24 protein-coding genes are annotated in these 21,714 nt (G+C 65.0%); 20 read left to right on the forward strand and 4 right to left on the reverse strand.

Translation table 11 applies throughout. The annotated features are described in order from the left end of the window. The first annotated feature begins 10 nt into the window (after positions 1–10). From A3E1_RS0120310 to A3E1_RS0120355, 10 genes are all read left to right on the forward strand, one after another. Positions 11–874 carry a DUF5926 family protein gene (locus tag A3E1_RS0120310; RefSeq protein WP_020522633.1) on the forward strand — a complete coding sequence of 288 codons (864 nt, stop codon included), beginning with the start codon at positions 11–13 and terminating at the stop codon, positions 872–874. 146 nt (positions 875–1,020) lie between these two features. Continuing rightward, a complete protein-coding gene (locus tag A3E1_RS41200; protein WP_040391282.1) occupies positions 1,021–1,686 on the forward strand; it encodes a nuclease-related domain-containing protein in 666 nt (221 codons plus the stop codon). Between the two features lie 12 nt (positions 1,687–1,698). Further along, positions 1,699–2,142 carry a transcriptional regulator gene (locus tag A3E1_RS0120320; RefSeq protein ID WP_026208637.1) on the forward strand — a complete coding sequence of 148 codons (444 nt, stop codon included), beginning with the start codon at positions 1,699–1,701 and terminating at the stop codon, positions 2,140–2,142. 37 nt (positions 2,143–2,179) lie between these two features. Beyond that, positions 2,180–2,653 carry a hypothetical protein gene (locus tag A3E1_RS0120325; RefSeq protein ID WP_020522636.1) on the forward strand — a complete coding sequence of 158 codons (474 nt, stop codon included), beginning with the start codon at positions 2,180–2,182 and terminating at the stop codon, positions 2,651–2,653. A gap of 18 nt (positions 2,654–2,671) precedes the next feature. After that, on the forward strand, positions 2,672–3,628 hold the full coding sequence (gene pheA, locus A3E1_RS0120330; RefSeq protein ID WP_020522637.1) for a prephenate dehydratase: 957 nt from the start codon (positions 2,672–2,674) through the stop codon (positions 3,626–3,628). Between the two features lie 9 nt (positions 3,629–3,637). Further along, a complete protein-coding gene (locus tag A3E1_RS0120335) occupies positions 3,638–3,982 on the forward strand; it encodes a metallopeptidase family protein (protein WP_026208639.1) in 345 nt (114 codons plus the stop codon). 99 nt (positions 3,983–4,081) lie between these two features. Next, the gene (locus A3E1_RS0120340) at positions 4,082–4,816 is read left to right on the forward strand and encodes an AIM24 family protein (protein ID WP_020522639.1); all 735 of its coding nucleotides are present in this window, start codon (positions 4,082–4,084) and stop codon (positions 4,814–4,816) included. Between the two features lie 70 nt (positions 4,817–4,886). Beyond that, a complete protein-coding gene (locus A3E1_RS0120345; protein ID WP_020522640.1) occupies positions 4,887–5,570 on the forward strand; it encodes a hypothetical protein in 684 nt (227 codons plus the stop codon). Positions 5,571–5,580: 10 nt separating this feature from the next. Next, positions 5,581–6,837: a serine--tRNA ligase gene (serS, locus tag A3E1_RS0120350; protein WP_020522641.1), complete on the forward strand. Its 1,257-nt coding sequence runs from the start codon at positions 5,581–5,583 to the stop codon at positions 6,835–6,837. Beyond that, positions 6,815–7,630, forward strand: a complete 816-nt coding sequence (locus tag A3E1_RS0120355; protein ID WP_020522642.1) for an HAD family hydrolase — start codon at positions 6,815–6,817, stop codon at positions 7,628–7,630. The genes serS and A3E1_RS0120355 overlap by 23 nt, the downstream gene beginning before the upstream one ends. Here the strand turns inward: A3E1_RS0120355 and A3E1_RS0120360 are convergent. After that, entirely contained in the window at positions 7,627–8,139 is a 513-nt protein-coding gene (locus A3E1_RS0120360) for a bacterial proteasome activator family protein (protein WP_040391379.1), read from the reverse strand. The genes A3E1_RS0120355 and A3E1_RS0120360 overlap by 4 nt on opposite strands. A gap of 55 nt (positions 8,140–8,194) precedes the next feature. Between A3E1_RS0120360 and A3E1_RS0120365 the strand changes: the two genes are divergently transcribed. The 3 genes from A3E1_RS0120365 (at position 8,195) to A3E1_RS0120375 (ending at position 11,619) form a co-directional block, all read left to right on the forward strand. After that, positions 8,195–9,379: an ABC transporter substrate-binding protein gene (locus A3E1_RS0120365; RefSeq protein ID WP_157631633.1), complete on the forward strand. Its 1,185-nt coding sequence runs from the start codon at positions 8,195–8,197 to the stop codon at positions 9,377–9,379. A gap of 75 nt (positions 9,380–9,454) precedes the next feature. Further along, entirely contained in the window at positions 9,455–9,880 is a 426-nt protein-coding gene (locus tag A3E1_RS0120370; RefSeq protein ID WP_026208640.1) for an Lrp/AsnC family transcriptional regulator, read from the forward strand. A gap of 35 nt (positions 9,881–9,915) precedes the next feature. Beyond that, entirely contained in the window at positions 9,916–11,619 is a 1,704-nt protein-coding gene (locus A3E1_RS0120375; protein WP_245571282.1) for a beta-propeller domain-containing protein, read from the forward strand. Here A3E1_RS0120375 and A3E1_RS0120380 read toward each other — a convergent pair. Genes A3E1_RS0120380 through mobA form a run of 3 tightly spaced genes read right to left on the reverse strand, consistent with a single transcriptional unit; the run spans position 11,614 to position 13,451 of the window. Beyond that, positions 11,614–12,630 carry a T3SS (YopN, CesT) and YbjN peptide-binding chaperone 1 gene (locus A3E1_RS0120380; protein ID WP_020522647.1) on the reverse strand — a complete coding sequence of 339 codons (1,017 nt, stop codon included), beginning with the start codon at positions 12,628–12,630 and terminating at the stop codon, positions 11,614–11,616. The two genes, A3E1_RS0120375 and A3E1_RS0120380, sit on opposite strands and share 6 nt — an antisense overlap. A gap of 36 nt (positions 12,631–12,666) precedes the next feature. Further along, the gene (locus A3E1_RS0120385; protein ID WP_020522648.1) at positions 12,667–12,888 is read right to left on the reverse strand and encodes a DUF6457 domain-containing protein; all 222 of its coding nucleotides are present in this window, start codon (positions 12,886–12,888) and stop codon (positions 12,667–12,669) included. Further along, a complete protein-coding gene (gene mobA, locus A3E1_RS0120390) occupies positions 12,885–13,451 on the reverse strand; it encodes a molybdenum cofactor guanylyltransferase (RefSeq protein ID WP_020522649.1) in 567 nt (188 codons plus the stop codon). Before mobA ends, A3E1_RS0120385 begins: the two co-directional genes overlap by 4 nt. A gap of 88 nt (positions 13,452–13,539) precedes the next feature. Here mobA and A3E1_RS41205 point away from each other — a divergent pair, with 88 nt between their 5' ends. Genes A3E1_RS41205 through A3E1_RS0120425 form a run of 7 tightly spaced genes read left to right on the forward strand, consistent with a single transcriptional unit; the run spans position 13,540 to position 21,708 of the window. After that, positions 13,540–14,487, forward strand: a complete 948-nt coding sequence (locus tag A3E1_RS41205; RefSeq protein WP_157631634.1) for a DUF4192 domain-containing protein — start codon at positions 13,540–13,542, stop codon at positions 14,485–14,487. A gap of 18 nt (positions 14,488–14,505) precedes the next feature. Beyond that, on the forward strand, positions 14,506–15,327 hold the full coding sequence (locus A3E1_RS0120400) for a hypothetical protein (protein WP_020522651.1): 822 nt from the start codon (positions 14,506–14,508) through the stop codon (positions 15,325–15,327). Continuing rightward, complete coding sequence (locus A3E1_RS0120405; RefSeq protein ID WP_020522652.1) at positions 15,327–16,202, forward strand: fructosamine kinase family protein; 876 nt, start codon at positions 15,327–15,329, stop codon at positions 16,200–16,202. The genes A3E1_RS0120400 and A3E1_RS0120405 overlap by 1 nt, the downstream gene beginning before the upstream one ends. Before the next feature lie 20 nt (positions 16,203–16,222). Continuing rightward, a complete protein-coding gene (gene moaA / locus A3E1_RS0120410) occupies positions 16,223–17,221 on the forward strand; it encodes a GTP 3',8-cyclase MoaA (RefSeq protein WP_407637378.1) in 999 nt (332 codons plus the stop codon). Beyond that, positions 17,218–17,448 carry a MoaD/ThiS family protein gene (locus A3E1_RS0120415; protein ID WP_040391284.1) on the forward strand — a complete coding sequence of 77 codons (231 nt, stop codon included), beginning with the start codon at positions 17,218–17,220 and terminating at the stop codon, positions 17,446–17,448. Before moaA ends, A3E1_RS0120415 begins: the two co-directional genes overlap by 4 nt. A 37-nt stretch (positions 17,449–17,485) precedes the next feature. Further along, complete coding sequence (locus A3E1_RS0120420; protein WP_040391382.1) at positions 17,486–18,796, forward strand: metallophosphoesterase; 1,311 nt, start codon at positions 17,486–17,488, stop codon at positions 18,794–18,796. 8 nt (positions 18,797–18,804) lie between these two features. After that, positions 18,805–21,708 carry a UvrD-helicase domain-containing protein gene (locus A3E1_RS0120425; protein WP_020522656.1) on the forward strand — a complete coding sequence of 968 codons (2,904 nt, stop codon included), beginning with the start codon at positions 18,805–18,807 and terminating at the stop codon, positions 21,706–21,708. Positions 21,709–21,714: the final 6 nt, after the last annotated feature.

The raw sequence follows: 21,714 nt of genomic DNA on the forward strand, positions 1-21,714 counted from the left end.
AATCCGCGACGTGAGTAAGAAGAGCCGCCAGGCCGTTAAGCCAGCCAAGGTTCGCGATGTCTTCGCTGCCCGGCCCTTCGCCGGGCTCGCCGCCGAAGCAGAGCTCGTGGCGCTTCGTGAGCTGGTTCCAGCCGCGACAGCTCCGCTGAAGCTAACCGGCGACTATGCCGCCAAATACGGCGACCGGGATATCACGCTGGCGACAGTTCTGCCGATGGCGTGGCCCGCACTCACCAAGCCTGACGGCCGCATCTTCATTGGGCTGCAACGAAACGAGCGCTCCGGCGACATTAACCGCGACATCACCGTCGCGCTGCTGAACGCGCTCGAGACCGAACCAGGCGCGACGGTGTCCACGCCGGCCCTGCCGGGCGAGGGTCCACGGCTGGCCGACGTGATCGTCAACGAACCGCTCGAGATCACGATGCATGAGGGCTTCGACTTCTGGCTCGACACCGATCAGGAGCGCGACGAGCAAGTCAACGCCTCGCTTGAGGCCGCTAACGCCGCCATTTACCCGACCGTACGCATGAATTCAGCTCACGCGGCCTATTGGTGCCGTGTTCCGGGCAAGTCGCATGTTCGCTGGGTTCTGCCGGACGCCGAGGACAAGGCGATGGACGCGCTGTCGCGCCTTAGCGCCGCCGGGCACCTGAAGCTGGGCGATGACACCAAGTTCGCCGGAATGTTCCGGGCGCACAGTCTCCTCGTACCCGTGTTTGATCTTCCTTTGGAGGCGGAAGCAGCCACTTGGGAGGAGCCACTTAGCCTCCTGGCTGATCGCTACGCGGCCGCTAAGACTGATGAGCCTCTATCTCCAGAGGAGCGGCGGGCCAAGCAGGGGCTTCTTGGTCGCCAGCTCGCGCTTCGCTAGGTGGCTGTCCGTCTGAATCGGACATTCACGCGCTCACTCATCACGAGAAAAGAATTCAGCCCTTGGGAACCTCTAGGTCTGCCCTAGGTGGAACACGTACGGTAAGGGAACCCTAACTCAGTGCGTGGCACCGCCGGAGGCAGGCAATGACTGTTTACCCCTACCATCAGCCGCAATTCAGTGACTCCCTAAAGCTTCCCGCCCCTCTCACCTGGGCACAACGCGTTCGCGCGGAACAGCAGGTGCGAAGAACGGCCGCCATGGAAGACAAGGCGGCGAGCCGGCTCGGGCAAGGCTGGCACGTGCTCGACTGGCCGCTCGCTCCAGTGGCGACGGACACGGCGACGGTCAGCCGCAAGACGCCTCCGCTCACCGGTTTTCTCGCGATCGGTCCCGGCGGCGTGTTCGCTGTCTCCGTCGCCCAGCACGGGCGCTATCGCGTGCTGATCGCCGGCGACATCATCCAGGTCGATGGGCGCCGTCCGTCCTATGTGTCTCAGGCGCGCCGCGACGCGCGCAAGGTCGGCAAGTATTTGTCCGCCGCGATCGGTTACGACATAAAGGTTTTCCCCGTCCTCGCGTTCGTGGGCAGCGGAACCATCAGCGTCAATGGCGTGCCGAAGGACTGTGTGATCACGTCCTATCGCGAGCTGGACAAGGTCCTCACCTCGACAGGTCAGCGGATATCCGCGAGCACCGCGAGCAAACTGTCCCAAGTGGCCAAAAGCCCATGGACGTGGACCGATACCTCGGGTTACCAGTGGTATCCGGAGGGTGCGACGACCGGTGACAAGGGAACAACACGCGGGTAACGTGTGCGGACGATGACCCATATCGAGCTTTCGTTGTCTCCTTTGGATCCTTCGCCGCACGCAACGGGCCAGACGGACCCTCTTGAGCAATGGGCCGCGACAGTGGCGATGGCTGAGGAAGCCTGTCTGGTCATCGATGCCGAGGGAATCATCATCGCCGCGTCGCCTTCATGCGCTCTGTTGTTCTGCCACCAGAAGCCTTTTGAGCTGACGGGGCGTCACCTGCTCGACCCGGCCGTGCTGTCGCTCATTGACTTCACCGCGGCCGGTGCCGACCTGGGTGGTTCCGAGCGGGGCCAGATCCCTCCGTTGCTGGCGCTCAGTTCCGGGCGCCTGGCCCGGGGCCTGATGCGGTTGCGGCACCAGAAAGACACTCGCACCCTCGATGCCGTCGCCAGCCCCTTGCGTCACGGCGGCGAGGTCAGTGGGTCGCTGAGTTTCTTCGCTGAAGTGTGACGGCGGGCGAGCGCGAAAAGCACTACCATCGGCGGCTATGCCACCCCTGAAATCCCTCGGCGCTCTGGCACTGCTGTTCCTCACCGCGGCCTGTGGCGTGCCGCCGGAGTTAACGCCGGATCAGCGTGCCTCGCCACCCACCGCCTCACCGAGCGCTTCGCCAGCCCTTCCGCCTGGCTATTCGCCGCGGCCGACAGGCACTCCCAGCGCGACGGCTTCGCCCTACCCGATCTTTAGCGCGGTGCCCTGCGGTGCGAAACCGTCAGCCGCGGAGATCGCCTCGCTGGTGAAGCAGAAGGCCTCCGTCACGACGGGCAAGGCGCTCACGGGACCGCTGTGCGCGGGGGCGTGGCACTACACCTTGTTCGAGGTGCTGGGAAAGGAACCGGTGCACGTGCTGACGATCGCGACGTCCTCGGGGCTGACCCTCTTCGCGGCCGGCACCGATATCTGCACCGCTGACGTGCAGCAGCAGGCTCCCTACGGTGTCCGCGTCGCCGCGAGCTGCTAAACGCGCTAGCGTGGCGTCATGCCTGGTGTCCCGCCGACCCGCTTCGTCTACCTCGGCCCTGAGAGCACGTTCACTGAGCAGGCTCTGCTGACGATTCCCGCTGCCGTCAAAGGCATCCGCACTCCGGCGCGCAGTGTTCCCGAGGCTCTGGAGGCGGTCCGGTCAGGGGAGGCTGACGCCGCTCTTGTGCCGTGGGAAAACTCCGTGGGCGGCGCCGTTGGCGTGACCCTTGACGAGGTGATCGATGGTGACTCGCTGGTGATCACGCGCGACGTCGTGATCCCGGTTGAGTTCGTGCTGGCCGCGCGCCCACACACGCATCTGGATCAGGTGCTCAGCATCGCGGCCCATCCGCAGGCGTCCACGCAATGCCGGGGCTGGCTGCGCACGCACGTGCCCGACGCGACGATCGTGGATGTGCTGTCGAATGGCGCCGCCGCGGCAGCGGTGGCCAAGGGCGAGCACGATGCCGCCATCTGCGCCCCGATCGCGATCGAACGCTTTGGACTCAAGGAAATCGCCACGAAGATCGCCGATCACCCCGACGCGGTGACCCGCTTCGTGCTGCTGTCGCGGCCCGGCCCGCCGCCGCCGCCGTCCGGTGACGACATCACCTCGCTAGCGATTTGGATCGCGCACGATCGCGTCGGTGCTTTGCTCGGCGTGCTGACGGAGCTGGCGGTCCGCGGGGTGAACCTCACCCGGATCGAGTCACGGCCCACTGGAGAACGGCTCGGCCGTTACGTGTTCTTCCTCGAATGCACCGGTCACGTAGCCGAAGCCCGGGTGGGAGAAGCGTTGCAGGGCTTGCGCCGCGTGTGTGCCGAGGTTCGGTTCCTCGGGTCCTATCAGCGGGCACCTCAGCCCGGCGCGGTTCCCGAACGCCCGGTGCCACCGCCGCCCGGTCTGTCCGATGTGGACTACGCGGATTCAGCTGTCTGGCTGCGCCGCCTGCGTCAAGGTGACCTTGGCTGACCTATGCCGGTGGAAATGACGCGCGAGAAGTTCGAGGAACTCGTCGGGGACGCGCTCGACCTAGTACCAGCTGATCTGTTGAATGTGATGTCCAATGTGGTCATCTTGGTGGAAGATGATCCACCACCCGGCCAGAATTTACTCGGCCTTTATGAGGGTCACGCGCTCACCGAGCGAGGCTGGGATTACGCCGGAGTGCTGCCAGACCGCATCACGATCTACCGCAATCCGACGCTGTACATCTGCGATACCGAGGATGAAGTCGTCGAAGAGGTCGCCGTGACTGTCGTGCATGAGATAGCGCACCACTTCGGAATCTCCGATGATCGTTTGCATCAACTCGGTTGGGACTGAGCTGTGATCGGCTACGCCGACTAAATCGCCTGCCGGCGACACGTTGCATTGAGCGGCTACCCTTGCACCGCCTAACCCCTTATTAGGAGGACATCCCCCATGCAGAGTGCACTCTTTGCGGCGGAGAACCTGGAGAAAGAGTCCACTACTCCGGGCCTCACGCTGCAGAACTCGAAAATGCTTAAGGTCGAGCTGAACGGCGAGGTGATGGCCCGCACCGGGTCGATGGTCGCCTACCAGGGCCAGATCCAGTTCCAGGCTCTTGGTTCCGGCGGGGCCGCCAAGTGGCTCAAGTCGAAGCTCACGGGTGAAGGCGTTCCGCTGATGAAGCTGTCCGGCCGTGGCGATGTGTTCCTTGCCGACCGCGCCGCCGACGTGCACCTGATCGACCTCGCGCCTGGCGACTCGCTGAGTGTCAACGGCACCAACGTTCTCGCGTTCGAGTCGTCGCTGACATACGACATCAAGATGGTGCAGGGCATGGGCATGCTGTCCAACGCTGGCCTGTTCAACTGCGTGTTCTCCGGGCAGGGCCGCATCGCCATCACGACGCAGGGCACCCCGGTCGTCCTGACCGTCGACCAGCCGACCTACGCCGACCCGCAAGCGGCGATCTGCTGGTCTTCCACGCTGCAGACCGGTTACCACCGCGCCGACCAGCTCGGCATCGGCACGCTGCTCGGCCGCACCACCGGTGAGGCTTTCACGATGAGCTTCGCGGGCCAGGGCTTCGTCGTCGTGCAGCCGTCGGAGGAACCGCCCGGCGGTCTCGCCGGCGCCGGCGGCGGACAGCAGCAGCAGGGTGGCCTGCTGGGTGGCATCCTCGGCGGCTAATCAAGGGCTTATGTGCGAAGGGGTGGAGCGATAGAGTCGCTTCACCCCTTCAGCTTTTCCAGGAGCATCAATGTCTGAGGACGTTGTCGAGTTCGGTGGCGCCACCCCGCGCGAACGCCGGCCGAGCCGGATCAAGATCACGGTGCCCAAGCTCCCCTTCCCTGTGGGGTACGCGTTCGCCGGTGGCGCGGCCGTCGCCGCACTGGCTTCGCTGACGATGACATGGCAGACCGCGACGTATACGCCTCCGGGAGGCAACGGCAACGCGACACCGAGTGCGCCCGACCGCGCGATGCTCTACAACTTCGACAGCACCACTTTCGGCCTGGTCTACATTTTCGCCTTGCTGGCGGTCGCGGTCACCATCGTGCTTGCCATGCGTGGCGAAGGCCCTGTGCGCACCAACGCCCGGCTAGCTGGGCTGACGTGCTGCGGGTTCGCGGCCGCGCTGATCGCTCTAGCGGTCTACAGCGTGTCGAAATACCCAGACCGCACTGGCGCTCTTTACGGCTTGTCGTCTGAAATCGCCGAGCTATACACCGTCCGGCTCACGTGGGGGATCTACGCCGCGATGGCGACGGTGCTGCTTTCCATTGGGGCGCTTATGTTTAGCGCCGTGGAACCAGCTGAGGTCATCGATCGGCCCGTGCTCTATGACGCCGGCGAATATGAAGACGAAGCGGATGATCTAACGGTCGTGGTCGAGGAGACCAAGCCGGTATCTGCGTCGCATGAGCTGTACATGCGTAAGTAGACTCGCTGCTGTGATTGATCTGCGTCTGCTCCGGGAGAATCCCGACCTGGTCCGTGCAAGCCAGCAGACGCGTGGTGAGTCGGTCGAACTTGTCGACGATTTGCTGCGCGCCGATGAGGCCCGGCGGTCGGCGGTCTCCTCCTTTGAGGCGCTGCGCGCCGAGCAGAAGCAGCTGGGCAAGCTGATGCCAAAGGCCACCGGCGAGGAGAAGACCGCCCTGCTGGCTAAGACGAAGGAGCTTGCCGAGCAGGTCAAGGCTGCCGAAGCCGCGGTCACCGAGGCGGAAGCCGTGTTGCGGCAAGCTCAGCTCGCCCTGTCGAATGTGGTGGAAGAAGGCGCACCCGCCGGCGGGGAAGACGATTACATCGTCCTGCGTGAGGTCGGCACGAAGCCAAAGCTTGATAGCCCCAAAGACCACTTGGCGCTGGGCGAAGGCCTCAAGGCGATCGACATGGAGCGCGGGGCGAAGGTTTCGGGAAGCCGCTTCTATTTCCTTACCGGGCAAGGGGCCTTGCTGGAAAACGCCATCATCCAGCTTGGAGTGTGGCAAGCGGTCGAAGCCGGATTCACGATGATGGTTCCGCCTGTGCTCGTGAAGCCAGAGTCGATGGAAGGCACCGGATTCCTTGGCGCGCATGCGACCGAGGTCTATCACCTGCCGGCCGACGACCTCTTCCTCGTGGGCACGAGCGAGGTCGCCCTCGCCGCCTATCATCGCGACGAGATCCTGCAGCTGGACGAGCCGCGCCGCTACGTGGGTGTGTCGACCTGCTTCCGCCGCGAGGCGGGCAGCTATGGCAAGGACACCCGGGGCATCATCCGTGTGCACCAGTTCAACAAGGCCGAGATGTTCGTCTTCGCGACACCCGAGCAGGCTCACGACGAGCACCTGCGACTGCTCGCCTGGGAAGAAGAGCTGCTCAGCAAACTTGAGCTGGCCTACCGCGTGATCGACGTCGCCGGCGGGGATCTCGGATCGTCGGCCGCCCGCAAATACGACTGTGAGGCGTGGCTCCCGACGCAAGACAAGTACCGCGAGGTCACGTCGACGTCGAACTGCACCACCTTCCAGGCTCGCCGTTTGAACGTGCGCTTCCGTGACGCCGAAGGCAAGACGCAGACGGCGGCCACGCTCAACGGCACGCTGGCGACGACCCGGATGATCGCTGCCATTCTCGAGCAGCATCAGCAACCCGATGGTTCGGTTCGCGTTCCCAAGGCGCTCCAGCCGTACCTTGGTGGACGTGACCTCCTTGAACCTGCCTAAGTTAGTCGCCACTGATCTTGACGGAACCATCGTCCGGCCGGACGAGACGGTTAGCGGTTTCACGCATGCGGTCTTTGACCGTGTGCGTGCGGCCGGCATTCCGATCGTGGGGGTCACGGGACGTGGGCCACGGCTGGAGTCCCTGAGCCGCATGGATTTACCGCACGCCGACCTGCTCGTGCTCGGGCAAGGCGGACGCGTGGTGGACCTGCGCACACGGACCGTTCTGCGCGACGCCCGGCTGCCCGGCGCGGTCGTGGCTAACGTCATCGAGCAGCTCGAAAGCCATCTGGGCCCGATCAAGCTGATCGTCGAGGCGCTTGACGGTGAGCGTGAGCCACTTTGGGGCGATGAGACGGACGAATGGCCGTACCCGGATGATCTTTTGGTCAAAGACCGGAAGTGGGCTTTGCGGCACGATGTGATCAAAGCGTTCATCCGCACTCCGACGGGCGATGCCGACCGGCTGCTCGATGAGGCGAAGGAAATCATCGTGCCGGGCGTCGCTGAGGTGACGCACGCTGGGCTTGGCTGGGTGGAGATCACGCCACCTGACGTGAACAAGGGAACCGGCCTGGCGATCGCGGCACAGGCACTCGGGGTCAAGCCCGAAGAAGTGCTCGTGTTTGGCGACATGCCCAATGACATTCCGATGTTTCAGTGGGCTGGGTGGCGCCGGGTGGCGGTCGAAAACGCACACCCGGCACTGGCCGCGATCGCCGACGAGATCACCTTCTCGGTGGAACGCGACGGCGTCGCCGTCTACCTCGACGAGATGCTCAAACGGGCCTAAAGATATTGCCCCGGGGTTTTGCCCTCCGGCTGTTGGACGCCGCCAAGGCCCGGTGGCAGCGCGGGGCGACCCCGCATTTGTTCCAGTTGCATGCGGGCCGCCATCTGCTGGGCGACCAAGGCGGCCTGGATGCCGTGGAACAGGCCCTCCAGCCAGCCGACCAGTTGTGCCTGCGTGATCCGCAGCTCCGCCTCGGTCGGTGTCGTGCCCTCCTCGAAGGCGAGGGAAATCCGTTCCAGCTCATTGCGAAGCTCTGGGGCCAGACCATCCTCAAGCTCCACAATGGACCGCCGGTGGATCTCGACAAGGCGCTGCCGGCCCGCCTCATCCAGCGGTGCCGCCCGTACCTCTTCGAGCAATTGCTTGATCATCGTGCCGATGCGCATAACCTTGGCAGGCTGCTCAATGAGGCGCGAGGGATCATCGTCCCGCTCGCTCAAGATGGGCGCGCCGTCCGGTCCCACAACGACTACGGTCTTTTGCTCCGGCTGCTCAGTCACGCGGACCATCCTACTGACGGGCACCGGCATTGACGTTGGCGCCTGGACAGGGTAAACAGCCACAGTGGCCGCAAAAAACAGCTTGAGTCTCAACAACCTCTCCCGCCGTCGCATGCTGGGCGTATTCGCCGGCGTCGGTGCCGCGGGACTGGCCGGATGCAGCGTGACAAGTTCTGACGACCCGAAGAGCACTGTCCGGCTGGGACTTATCGCTCCCCTCGCGGGCGGTCCCAACAAGCCTGTCGGGGCAGACCTCGAACATGGCGTGAAGCTCTACCTCCAGATGCGTGATGGCATGATGAGCGGCCACCCGATCGAGCTCATCATCGAAGAGGAAGGCGACACGGTCGAAAGCGGTATCAAGGCGCTGGAGTCTTTGCACAGCAAGGAAGTCGCGGCTGTCATCGGCATCGCCAACCCTGACTTGCTGCCTTCGGTGCGCGACCTCGTGGAGAAGAACAGGGTGCCGTTGCTGGCCGCTCACGGTTCTTCGGCGGATATGAGCAGCGCGATTTACATCTGGCGCACGGCTTTTGTTAACAACGAGCCGGGTCAGGCGGTCGGATTACACCTTCGTGCCCAAGGCGCGCAAAGTGTCGCTCTCGTGTCTATCGACGACAAGTTCGGCCAAGACGTCATCCGCGGCTTCCAGGACCGCAACAGCCGTGCCGTCATGACGGAGTGGCTCAACCCGGCGATCAAAGCCGAGCCGGGAGCTTTCGCCAGTGCCGCCGCCCGGGTCAAGAACTCTGGCGCGAGCGACCTGTTCTGCTGGGTCCCGGCGACGCATATCGTGTCGTTCCTGACCGCGCTGCGCTCGGCTGGCTTCAATGGCCGCGTCTTCGCGCCGGGCCTATCGTCGGAAAGCCTGACGATGCAACAGCTTGACGCGGCACAGGGCCTTTACACCGCGATGCAATACTCCAGCGACCTGAGCAACCCGTCGAACAGGGCGTTCTCGGCACAGTTCCAGGCCGAGCACCGGCGCTCCCCCACGGCATTCGCTGTGGCGGCCTACGACGCGGCAGCCGTGGTCGACAGCGCGATCGCGCTGTGCCTCGACGAGACGATCACGCCAACGCTGCTGAACCAGCAGATCTCCAGCGTCGGCCAGGTGGTCAGCCCGCGCGGCAACTGGCAGTTCACCCAGGGACGTACGCCGCAGCAACGCTGGTACCTCCGGCAGATCCGCCTGGACGGAACGATCTGGTCCAACACGCTGATCGGTGATCTCGCCACGCTTGGTTAGGTCTATTCTCACCTTCGTGCAGCTAGACATCTCGGCGAGCGGCCCAGCGGTGAATCTGTGAGCCACTCGCGCGTGATAGATGAGGTGGACAGGCGCATCATCGGTGCGCTGGTCAGCGATGCGCGCACGACATATGCCGAGATCGGGCAAGCGGTATCGCTTTCGGCGCCGGCGGTGAAGCGGCGAGTGGACCGGCTCCGGAGCCTTGGTGTGATCAAGGGCTTCACGGCTGTCGTTGACCCGAAAGCGGTCGGCTGGACGACCGAGGCGTTTGTGGAGCTTTTCTGCACCGGACGGACCACTCCGGCACAAATCACGACAGCGACCAGACGGCATCCGGAAGTCGTTGGCGCCTACACGGTTTCCGGCGAGGCAGACGCCCTCGTGCATCTGCGTGCGGCTGACATCCAGCATTTGGAGCAGGTGCTTGAGCGGCTGCGCGCGGAGCCGTTCATCACGTCGACCCGGAGCATGATCGTCCTGTCCCGCCTAGGCGACTAAGCAACCGGCAGCCCCGTTGATCCGTCCAAGGATTCATGAGACGGGCTCTAGCCATGTTTTCCCTGCTCGCAGTAGCCGGGTGCACCAATACGCTGACTTCTAACGAACCACCGCAGCCGCTGCTGCGGCTGGTTTCCTATGACTCGTGTGAGCGTCTGTTACCCGTGCTGCGGGAGGCGGCCCGCAAGAACATCCACCCCCAGGGTGGCGGTGCCACGCGGGCTGAAGCCGCCCCAGCACCGGCGACCGCAAAAGATTCACTGTCGTCGAAGACCCAGGGCAGCGACTATTCCGGGACCAACACGCACACGGCCGGGGTGGACGAGCCAGATCTGGTCAAGACCGATGGCAATCGCATCTTCGTGGTGAGACAGGGTTCGCTGGAGGTCATTGACGCGGCAAGCAAGCGGATCACGGGCAGCGTCGGCGTCGACATGGGCGCGCATCAGTTGCTGCTCCAAGGCAATCAGGTACTCGTGCTGAGCTCCAGCTATTCCAACCTGTCCCCGATGCCGGAAGCCGATTCCCGGCTGACGAAGATCGCGCCGCAGGCGACACGGGTGCAGATGGTGAACGTCAGCGGAACACCAAAGGTGGTCGGCGACTTCCGCATCGACGCGTCGCTTGTGGACGCTCGACAGGTCGGCAACCTCGCCCGCGTGGTGGTACGCAGCTATCCGCGCATCGACTACCCCACCAAGGTTGACGACGCACCGGTGACGAGCTGGCTTCCGTCCTATTCGGTCAATGGCACCAAGGGTCAGGTCGGCTGCGAGCGCGTGAAACTGCCCGATCAGTTCAGCGGCAGCTCGATCGTCACGATCCTCAGCTTCGACCTCGGGCTGAACTCGCTCAACGACGGCGATCCCGTGTCAGTCATGGCTGATGGCGGCACCGTCTACGGCAGTGGGCCCAACCTGTATCTGGCGCACGACCAGAGCTGGCGTGGACGCGACCAACGCGGCCGCACCGAGATCTTCCAGTTCGACGTGACGCAACGCCAAGCTGAATATGTGGCAAGCGGCAGCGTTCCGGGATACCTGATCAACCAGTACTCCATGAGCGAGCACGCAGGCATCCTCCGCGTCGCCACGACGATGGGGCAGATCGAGTCCAGTGTGCACACGCTCAAGCGTGAAGGCGGTGCCCTCAACCAGATCGGTGAGGTGAGCGGACTCGGCAAGAAGGAACGCATCTATGCCGTGCGTTTCGTGGGCACCGTCGGTTACGTGGTCACGTTCCGGCAGACGGACCCGCTCTACACCATCGATCTGCGGGACCCGGCGAAGCCGAAGGTGCTGGGGGAGCTAAAGATCCCGGGCTACAGCGCCTACTTGCATCCCGTGGGGGCGGACCGGCTCATTGGGGTCGGCCAGGATGCCACGGATCAGGGACGCGTTACCGGTACCCAAATCTCGCTCTTTGATGTCGGAAACCTGAGCGACCCGAAGCGGATCGCCCAGTTCAAGATTCCGCGTGGGCACAGCGAAGCCGAGCACGACCCGCACGCGTTCCTCTACTGGCCCGCGACGAAACTCCTTGTCGTGCCGGTGAACAACGAAGCCGTGCTGCTCAAGGTTGAAGACAGCCAGCTCACGGAACTGAACCGGCTCACGCACCAGCAGGGCTACATCCGCCGGAGCCTCGTGATCGGTGAGACGTTGTGGACGATCTCTGACCGCGGGCTCCTGGCGACCACATTGGACGGTGGCACACGCTTGGCGTGGCTGCCGCTATAGGTATTGCCCGATCCGTTCTTCGGTGGAGGGGGCCTTCCCAGGAGTGTCCCCTTCGCCGAAGAACCGTTTGCCACCAAACTCACCGTGCAAACGGTCGTCGAGTTCGTCGGCGAGGCCGGTCATGACCTGGATCGCCAGCGACAAGTGCGTCGCCTGGAAGTCGCGGCCAAACACGGGAACCGACGCCCACACCGTGCCGGAAGTGCAGTAGAGCCGCCCGATCGGCATGCGGTTGGTCAGCTCGGAGAGCTTGACGAAAAGCTTCTCGCTCGGCTCGATTTCGGTCAGCACGGGGGAGAACACGTCGATGAGGGGCGGGTTATCGCGTACCCGCACGAAAACCATCGCGGACCCGGCACGGATGCCGATGTCTCCGTCGCCGTCGACCTGAAGCTTCTCGGGGTCGGTCTTGGTCAGGGTCGCGACCACGATCCGGACGCGCTCGGCCAGGTCAAGGCCGCTGCTATCGGCAATGTCTCCCAGCGACGGAACACCGCCGTTAACCGTGGATTCGTGCCGGGCGAGCGCCAGCTGAGCGACCTCCAGCGGCTCGTCGTCGGCGGCGCGTGCCGCGTAGACAAGGAAGGCCGGGTGCGGGGCGCCATAGACATCACGCAGGGTCCGGGTGATCATCTTGGCGAGCTGGTCGTTGTCGACCCCGGTCACGCCAAAGCTTTCCGCCGCCATGACTCCCGGCGGCGACCAGCCGAGGGCGACCATCGCGCCGACCGCGGCACGGTCGAGCCGGTATCCCTCGGGGAGGCTCGCGTTGCCGACCGCCAGCGCGGCCAGGCCGGACTCATCCTGCTCGACACTCACGCCGAAAACCGCGTTGCCCGTGCCGGAGGCTGTCGGGTCAAGCGTGATGTCCAGGTGGGCGCCAGCCGGCAGCTCCGGCAGCACGGCGCCGACGGCCTTGGCGAACTCGCGCCAGGCTTCGGCCACCTTCGCGCCGAGGTCAGCCGTTGTCGGCTCGTCAAGGAGCCCGGCCTCTGGCAGATCTGGTGTCATCGCTTTCCTCCGATATCAGGACTGCGGGAAACGCTTTCAGGCTTGAGCTAGCGCTGTCAATCGGGCAGCTAGCTCTGTGGCATCTCCGCCTTTGCCTACAGCCAATCCCAGCAGGTAAGTGCTGACCGGAGCGGCCGGCCGCAGCGTGTTGTGCGCCACTTCCCGGGCGAGGTCCAGGATGAGCGCGGTGTCCACCTCTTGGGGCTGAAGTCCAAGTTCGGCACAGGCAGCGGTCACGAATTCATCGATCGTTGTCACAACATCTCCTCAGCTTGCCGTAATTGCTCAGGGGTGTCGCAGTCATACCACGGCTCAGGCCCAGCCCCAGGCCATCGCACTTGCGCCACGTCGGCAGCCGCCAGCAGATCCCTCATTGATCTTCCTTCAGCTGGTACGCCATAAAGCGCGCGCCTTAGTGAGCTACCTTGCCACACCGCCACCAGCGGTTGCCTTCGTCCGTCACCGTCCACAAACAACACACAGCTGGCCGTGTGCGCGTCGAGCAACGTGATGGCCTCCCAGGTCAGAAACGGCAAGTCCCCCGCCACCGTGATCACCTTATCCGCCTGGTGGTCCCCGAGCCCGGCGCGGATTCCCGCCACCGGCCCGCCACCGGGCGGATCCTCTTGCACGCGTTCCACACCCGGCGCCAGCAAACTGTCCAGTTCGGACGGTCCGGCCACGGTGCGGTGATCGGCTGGTTCGAGGGCGGTCAGCACGCGCGTGAGCAAGGGGACACCGGCGACCGTGAGCAAGGGTTTGAGCACCCCGCCCATGCGCGTGCCTCTGCCCCCGGCCAGCACGATCGCGTGATAGCGCACGGCACCTCCTGTGGATGCGTCGGCGTGTCATCCACAGGCTATCCGTGATCTTCTGACCGCTGCCTGGTGGGAAGCCAGGCTCAGCGCCATGACCGTCTCGATCCGGATCGGCTGTCCGGAAGATCTGCTCGGATACGTGCCCTTCGCGCTCGGCTACCACCCGCAGGACAGCATCGTGCTGCTGGCCGTCGAGGGAGGCGAAATTCGCTTCACCGCGCGTGCTGACGCCGCCGCGCCCACCCGTGACCTGTTGCGCCAGTTACGCCGGGCGGTCCGCCTGCGGTCGGCTGACAGCCATCTCACGCTCATCGCCTACGGCGGCTGGCAGGTGCGTGCCGCTGCCGAGTCCCTGCTCGCCGAGCTGACCGGCAAGCTGAGCTTTCAGATGGACGCGGCGATGTGGGTTGAGGGCGAACGGTTCTACTGCCTGCTGTGCGACAACTGCTCGGCGGCCGGCGGCAAGGTCTTCGACTTCCGTGCCTCGTCAGCGGCGGCTTCGGCGGTCGCCGCTGGCCTCGTCGCGCGCTCAAGCCGCGAAGAAGCCGTCGGTCAGCTACGGCCACTAGGCGGTCTGGCCGCCGTCGCCATGACACAGGCCGTTGACCGCGCTGAAGTCCGCTTAGGACAGACCCGCAGCATTCGGGCCCTGGTCACGCAGGGCAAGCTCGCCGTGAATCAGGCATTCGCCATCGCCAAGCGCGGCGATGAGCCCTCGATCGACGAGGTGGCTTGGCTGTCGGTGGTGCTCGCCGATCTGACGGTTCGTGATCACGCCTGGGAGCGCACGGACGGAGAAGACTGGCAGTTTCAGCTGTGGCTCGGGCTCAGCCGCCGGGCCAAGCCGGTGCTGGCCGCGCCGATCACGACCTTGCTCGGCTGGTGCTGCTACCGCCGCGGCGACGGTCTGCTGGCCGGCGAGGCTCTGCGGCGGGCGTTGTGCATCAGCCCTGACTACTCGCTGGCCGGGCTGCTGTTGGCCGCGTTACAAGACGGTCAGCCACCGTCGGCTTTTAGCCCCTGGCCTCCGCGAAAATAAGCCGTAACCTTAACGGCCGTGAACAAGCTGAACAGCAGCCATCGTGAATGGCTGGCCGGCGTCTTCGCCGTGCTGACCGTCATCGCCAGTTATCTGGCCCATGACGTCCTCAGCATGCGCTTTGGCTGGTTTGGCGCGAAGAACTCCGGTGGCGGTGGCCTCATCGGTCTCTTTAGCGGTCTGCTGCTGATGCTGCTCGCAGGCGCTTTCTTCACCGCGCTGCTGGAGACCGACATTCGTGAGCCGGCCTGGCTGATGATCACGGGCGGGCTGATAGCGATGACGTTCGCGGGGCAGGGCCGGTTCTGGTTCTCCGGGATCTACGCGGCGATCCTGCTGCTCATCGGGCTGTCCGCCCCGGGGCGGCGCGTTAACCGATGGTGGGGAACGGTTAGTGCCGCGGGCAGCTGGCTGTTCCTCGGCTACGGCATGCTCTTGCTCTCGGCGGCCTTACAGGGCGTCGACCCGGCCACCGCTGAAACGGGGCGCATCTCGGCCTACGTCTTCGCGGTTGAGCCGCGCTGGGTGCTGCTCATCCTCACCATCTTCGCGCTGCTGGGCGGTGCCGCGCTGTATTCGGACACCTGGCACTCGCCGGTCGCCCCGATCGCCGGTGCGATCTTCCTCGCCATCACGCTCTGGGCCAACGGCTACAACCAGTACCAGTGGCGCAGCGGGATCATGACCGACTGGCCAGCCTTGCCGTTGTGGGGCTGGGGCATGGTGGAGCGGTTCGCGCACACGGGCCCCGCCGTGCTGCTCGGCGGGGTGCTGGCTTTGCCGCTGCTGTGGCGAGGCCTCGGCAAATACGTGAACTGGCCGGGCGTTAAGGTCCGGTAGTGGATTTGGCGTATGTGCGGGAGCACCCGCAGCACCTGCGCACGTTCCTGACGCATCAGCGGATTCGGGAGACGCCGGTCGAAGGGGGATCGATCTGCCGCGCCTCCCGGCTGACCTTCGACAACGGTGAGTCGCTGTTCACGAAGGAGTGGCCGTCCGGCAGTCCGCCGGAGGGCTTCTTCGCGGCCGAGGCGAGCGGCCTGCGCTGGCTTGCCGAGACGCAAACCGTTGCGGTGCCTGAGGTTCTCGTCCAAACCGACGACCTCCTGGGGCTGGCCTGGGTCGAGCCCGGCGAGCCGACACCGCAAGCGGCAGAGCACTTTGGACGGTCATTGGCCGGGCTGCACCGCACGGGCGCCGCGGCTTTTGGCGCACCGTGGCCCGGCTTTCACGGCTCGTCCCCGATGGACAACACGCTCCACAACGGACCGTGGCACACCTGGTATGCCGAGCGGAGGCTCACGCCGTACCTGCGGGCTTCCGTCGACCGCCAGGCGCTGAACAGTGCCGACATGCGCCTCGTCGAGCGGGTCATCAGCAGCATCGGTGCCGACAGCGACGAGCTACCCGCCCGGATTCACGGCGACCTGTGGACCGGCAATCTTGTCTGGGGCGCCGATGGTCAGTGCTGGGTGGTGGATCCTGCGGCGCACGGAGGTCACCGCGAAACTGACCTCGCCTATCTCCAGCTGTGGGGCGGGGCGCCGCACCTCGACCGCATCTTGGCCGCCTACCAAGAGGTGTTTGCGCTGGCAGACGGCTGGCGCGAGCGCGTCAAACTGCACCAGCTATCGATGTATCTGCTGCACACGGCACTCTTCGGCGCCGCCTTCGCCCCCGGCGTCCGTGAGACAGCCGCCGCGGTTCGTCAGTGATGTCGGCTACCGTCGAAGGCATGACGGGAACCGGGCTCCTCGACCGCTATGGAAGACGTGCGGTTGACCTTCGTGTGTCCCTGACTGACCGCTGCAACCTGCGCTGCTCCTATTGCATGCCGCCCGAGGGGCTGCCGTGGCTGCCCAAGGCGGAGATCCTCACCGATGAGGAGATCGTGCGCCTGGTGCGGATAGCCGTGACGCTGCTCGGCGTGACCGAAGTGCGCTTCACCGGCGGCGAACCCTTGCTGCGCCCCGGGCTGTCCGCCATCGTGACGGCCTGCGCCCAGTTAGCGAACCGCCCAAAGCTGTCCCTGACCACCAACGGCATCGGCCTCGAGCGGCTTGCCTCAGGGCTCAAGACGGCCGGGCTCGACCGGGTGAACGTTTCGCTCGACACCCTTGACGCGCAACGGTTCCACGAGATCACCCATCGCGACCGGCTCCCCGACGTCCTGCGCGGGCTCACCGCCGCGGTCGACGCGGGCCTGACCCCCGTGAAGATCAACACTGTGCTCTTGCGCGGTGTGAACGACGACGAAGCGCCAGCACTGCTGACCTTCGCCCTCAAACACGGCTATGAGCTGCGCTTCATCGAGCAAATGCCGCTCGACGCGCAGCACGGCTGGAACCGCAGCGAGATGATCACGGCTGAGGAAATCTTGGCCGCCCTCAACACGAGTTTCGACCTGTCGCCTGACCCGGCCGAGCGCGCTGGCGCTCCCGCCGAGACGTGGCTGGTCAACGGCGGCCCAGCGAAGGTCGGCGTGATCGGCTCGGTGACCCGCCCGTTCTGTGGTGACTGCGACCGCACGCGGCTGACCGCCGACGGGCAGATTCGCAACTGCTTGTTCGCCACCGGTGAGACCGACTTGCGTGGGCTCCTGCGCTCGGGCGCTCCGGACGAGGCGATCGCAGACCGCTGGCGCGAGGCGATGTGGGGCAAGCTCCCTGGGCACGGCATTGACAACCCCGAGTTCTTGCAACCGGCCCGTCCCATGTCTGCGATCGGTGGATGATGATCACTGTGCGATATTTCGCGGGAGCCCGCGCGGCTGCCGGGGTCTCGGAGGAGACTTTTCCTTCTGGAACGAGACTCGACCAGATCGCCGGTGACCGGGGTCACCTTGGCAAGGTGCTGCTTTCAGCCAGCTTTCTGGTTGACGGGCTAGCTTGGCACGATCGAAGCGTCCCACTGCCCGCGGGCGTGACTGTCGACGTGCTCCCACCCTTCGCCGGAGGCTGACAACGTGCTGCAAGGCCTGATTTTCCTGGGCTTGACCATGGTGGTGCTCGGCCCGATCCACTGGTATCTGTGGCGCCGGATGGTCCGGGACACCACACGCCCCGGCCGTGGCCGCAAGCTCGTGACGACCGCGTTTCTCGTGCTGCCTGTCTCGATGGTCGCCGCGTTCATCGTGCCGCGTGTCGTGGGAGCAGAGTCCGGCTTCTTCATCTCGCTGGTCGGCTACATGTGGCTAGCGATCATGTTCTACCTGTTCCTCATCTTGCTGGTGCTGGAGATCCCGCGCCGCTTCCTGCTCCCAGGCAAGATCGCCCACGCCTCCGGCTCGCCAGGCTCCGCGCATCCGACGGCAGCCGAGCCGGGTGCCGCAGGCCGAGACGCGAGTAACGCGTCCGAATTCACTTTCGCACCAACGACTTTTCCGAATTCGGCCGGCGACGGGCTGCCGCTGCCGGGCCAAGAGGCCGAGGGTGAGCTGGCCACCGCGGGCCCGCAAACGGTCGCTGTTGATCCGCCCGGGCTGGAGCGACGGCTTTTCCTGACGCGCAGTGCGGCGATCTTCGCTGGGCTGACCGCGACCGGCATCGTCGGTTATGGAGTGAAGACCGCGCTCGGTGATCCTGTGCTTAAGCACGTGCAAATCCCGCTGGCCAAGCTTCCGCGCGGCATGGATGGGTACCGCATCGCCTTGGTTTCCGATATTCACCTCGGCCCACTGACCGGAATCTCGCACACGGAACGGATCGTGCGGTCGATCAACGGGATGGATGCCGACATCGTGGCGATCGTCGGCGATCTGGTCGATGGCAGCGTTGAGGAGCTGAGCGACGAGGCCGAGCCGTTGCGGCTGATCAAGAGCCGAGATGGCGCGTTCTTCGTGACGGGCAACCACGAGTACTACTCCGGCGCCCAGGAGTGGGTGAACCACGTGCGCTCGCTTGGCATCCGCCCGCTGCAGAACGAGCGGCTGGAGATCGGCGGGCTGGACTTGGCCGGTGTCAACGATGTGCAGGGCGAACAGTTCCCCGAGGCTGGGGGCGGGCCTGACTTCGTCAAGACGCTCGGTGACCGCGACGCGGCTAAGCCGGTGGTGTTGCTGGCGCATCAGCCCGTTCAGGCGAGCGAGGCCGCGAAGTACAAAGTGGACCTTCAACTGTCCGGGCACACGCACGGTGGTCAGATGGTGCCGTTCAACTACATCGCGCGGCTTCAGCAGCCTGTGATCTCGGGAGTCGGCGATGTGGACGGAACAAAGGTCTACGTCACCAACGGTGCCGGGTTCTGGGGACCACCCGTAAGAGTCGGCGCGCCACCCGACATCACACTCGTGGAGCTGCGCGCCGGTTAAACTCCAGCGTGCCCCGCGACAGCTGGATTGCAGATCTTCATATCCACTCCAAGCACTCCCGGGCATGCAGCAGAGACCTGGAGCTGCCCAATCTCGCCTTCTGGGCTCGCCGTAAAGGCATCGCCCTGCTTGGCACCGGTGATCTGACGCATCCCGCGTGGATCGAACACCTGCGGGACAACCTGATCCCTGATGCGCCTGGGTTGTTCCGGCTCAAGCAGGACATCGATCACCGGTTGCCGCCGTCGCTGAAGGGTGAGCCGGTGCGGTTCATGCTCAGCGCCGAGATCTCGACTATCTATAAGCGAGACGACCGTACGCGGAAAGTGCACCACCTGATCTACATGCCGGATTTTGAGGCGGCGCAACGGTTCCGCGAGGCGCTGCTCAAGCTGGGCTGCAACCTGTCTAGCGATGGAAGGCCGATCATCGGGCTGGATTCGCGTGACCTGCTTGAGATCACGCTCGAAGCGAGCGAGGACGCGTTCCTTGTGCCGGCTCATATCTGGACGCCGTGGTTTTCCGCGCTCGGCTCGAAGTCGGGGTTTGACGACATCGCGCACTGCTACGCCGATTTGGCCGAGCACATCAAAGCCGTGGAAACGGGACTGTCAAGCGATCCTGAGATGAACCATCGGGTGTCCAGTTTGGACGCCTATCAGCTGGTGTCCAATTCGGATGCTCACTCGCCGCAGGCGCTGGCACGCGAGGCCACCAGGCTCAGCTGCGAGCTGGACTACTTCGCGGTGAAGGCGGCGCTGAGCACCGGGCAGGGACTTGACGGCACGATCGAGTTCTTCCCCGAAGAGGGCAAGTACCACGGCGACGGTCATCGCGACTGCCGCATCAACTGGGAGCCCGCGCAAACCCGCCAGGCCAAAGGCGTTTGCCCTGTCTGCGGCAAGCAGCTGACCGTCGGCGTGCTCACGCGCGTAGAAGATCTCGCGGATCGTCCCGTGAACTACCGCCGCGACGATAAGGGCGTCACCCATCTCATCCAGCTCCACGAAATCGTTGGGGAGATCGAAGGCGTTGGCCCGAAGAGCCGGACCGTCGAAGGCAAGGTGACGGCACTGGTCGCGGCGCTTGGCCCGGAGCTGGCTATCCTCACCACGACCCCGGTGCCGGACATCAGCTCCGCTGGCGGGGAACTCCTCGGGGAGGCGGTCCGCCGGTTGCGGGCTGGCGAGGTCAGCCGGGTGCCCGGGTACGACGGTGAGTACGGAGTGATCAAGCTGTTTCAGCCAGATGAGCTACGCCAGTCTGGCGATGCGCTGTTCGACCTGCCACCGGACGCGGAAGTGGCCGTGCAGAAGAAGAAAGCGGCTCCACGCAAAGCCATCAAGCCGGTCAGCGCACCTCCGCTCCCTGAGATCGCGACGTCCCCGCACGAACCGTTTGAGCCGATGCTGGCCGGGATGGAAGAGGTGGGCACGGGACTGCTCGACCGCCTCGACGCGATGCAGCGTGTCGCCGCGTCCGCGCCGGGCGGGCCGCTGCTGATCGTGGCTGGCCCCGGAACGGGCAAGACCCGTACGCTGACGCACCGCCTCGCTTACCTTTGTGCTGAAATGAACGTCTATCCCGAGCAGTGCCTGGCGATTACGTTCACGAGACGTTCGGCCGACGAATTGCGCCACCGGCTCAAGGGGCTGCTCGGGCCGGTCGCCAAGCACGTCACGGTCAGCACGTTCCATTCCTTGGCCCTCTCGCTGATCAAAGAGAACCAGCCGGACTATGAGGTCACTGATCTCGACGAGCTGGTGCCGCTGGCCGTCAAGATCCTCCAGGAGCGACCTGAGCTCAGATGGCCCTGGGTGTTCGTCGACGAGTACCAGGACGTCGACCAGCATCAGTATGAGTTGCTCAGGCTGATCGTCCCGCCCGACGGGAACATCTGCGCCATCGGCGATCCCGATCAGGCGATCTACTCGTTCCGGGGCGCCAACGTCGAGTTCTTCCTTCGCTTCTCGCAGGACTTCACCGACGCTCGTGTGGTGCGGTTGACACGCAACTACCGGTCGTCGGCACCGATCATCGCGGCGGCTGTTCAGGCCATAGCGCCAGGCTCGCTAGTACCAGGAAGGCGTTTGGATCCGGCGAAAGTGGACCCGGAAGCGCCCCTCGTTGGCCGGTTTCCCGCGGCGACCGCGGCTGATGAGGCGTCCTTCATCGCGCGCAAGGTCGAGGAGCTGGTCGGCGGCACGTCCCATCGCGCCAAGACGCTGAACACCTCAGATGTGTCCTTTAGCGACATCGCGGTGCTTTACCGCACCGATGCGCAGGCGGCCGCGATCGTCGACGCTCTGGCGAAGACGAGCATCCCGGTCCAGAAGCGATCGCATGATCGCCTGCGGGATCGCGCGTCGGTGAAGCAACTGGTGACTGAGCTGCGCTTGGACAACAGCCTCACGGGGTCCGTCACCACGAAGGTCAAAGCCATAGCGGAGAAGACGCAAACGTGGGAGGCCGCAGATCTTCTGCTGCCGTTGGCTCAGCGATGCGGTAATGATCTCGAGAAGTTCTACAACGACGTCTCGACCGGGGCCGAGGTGGACGCGCTCGACCCGCGCGCCGAGGCGGTCACGCTGCTGACACTGCACGCGGCCAAGGGCCTGGAGTTCCCGGTGGTCTTCCTCGCCGGCGCCGAAGATGGCCTGCTCCCGCTCCGCATGCCGGGCCGGCCACCGTCCACAGAGGACATCGCCGAGGAACGCAGGCTGTTCTTCGTCGGCATCACGCGGGCGCAGAAGCGCTTGTTCATCAGCCATGCGGCAAACCGTGTCCGGTTCGGCAGCGAGCGCGAGAGCAGACCATCGCCGTTCCTGTCCGATATAGACAAAGTCCTGCTTGAGGCGCTCGGCGAAACCGAGCCTCGCCGTCCACGTGACCAGCAGCTTCGGCTCATATAACGTACG

Source organism: Catelliglobosispora koreensis DSM 44566 (assembly GCF_000379685.1).
GTDB classification, from domain to species: domain Bacteria; phylum Actinomycetota; class Actinomycetes; order Mycobacteriales; family Micromonosporaceae; genus Catelliglobosispora; species Catelliglobosispora koreensis.

Coding starts and splice junctions, on each gene's coding strand:
- A3E1_RS0120375 (WP_245571282.1), top strand. CDS start 9,916: ATGAGACGGGCTCTAGCCATGTTTTCCCTGCTCGCAGTAGCCGGGTGC.
- A3E1_RS0120360 (WP_040391379.1), bottom strand. CDS start 8,139: ATGGTCCGCGTGACTGAGCAGCCGGAGCAAAAGACCGTAGTCGTTGTG.
- A3E1_RS41200 (WP_040391282.1), top strand. CDS start 1,021: ATGACTGTTTACCCCTACCATCAGCCGCAATTCAGTGACTCCCTAAAG.
- A3E1_RS0120380 (WP_020522647.1), bottom strand. CDS start 12,630: ATGACACCAGATCTGCCAGAGGCCGGGCTCCTTGACGAGCCGACAACG.
- A3E1_RS0120340 (WP_020522639.1), top strand. CDS start 4,082: ATGCAGAGTGCACTCTTTGCGGCGGAGAACCTGGAGAAAGAGTCCACT.
- A3E1_RS41205 (WP_157631634.1), top strand. CDS start 13,540: ATGACCGTCTCGATCCGGATCGGCTGTCCGGAAGATCTGCTCGGATAC.
- pheA (WP_020522637.1), top strand. CDS start 2,672: ATGCCTGGTGTCCCGCCGACCCGCTTCGTCTACCTCGGCCCTGAGAGC.
- A3E1_RS0120420 (WP_040391382.1), top strand. CDS start 17,486: ATGGTGGTGCTCGGCCCGATCCACTGGTATCTGTGGCGCCGGATGGTC.
- A3E1_RS0120320 (WP_026208637.1), top strand. CDS start 1,699: ATGACCCATATCGAGCTTTCGTTGTCTCCTTTGGATCCTTCGCCGCAC.
- A3E1_RS0120415 (WP_040391284.1), top strand. CDS start 17,218: ATGATGATCACTGTGCGATATTTCGCGGGAGCCCGCGCGGCTGCCGGG.
- moaA (WP_407637378.1), top strand. CDS start 16,223: ATGACGGGAACCGGGCTCCTCGACCGCTATGGAAGACGTGCGGTTGAC.
- A3E1_RS0120345 (WP_020522640.1), top strand. CDS start 4,887: ATGTCTGAGGACGTTGTCGAGTTCGGTGGCGCCACCCCGCGCGAACGC.
- A3E1_RS0120325 (WP_020522636.1), top strand. CDS start 2,180: ATGCCACCCCTGAAATCCCTCGGCGCTCTGGCACTGCTGTTCCTCACC.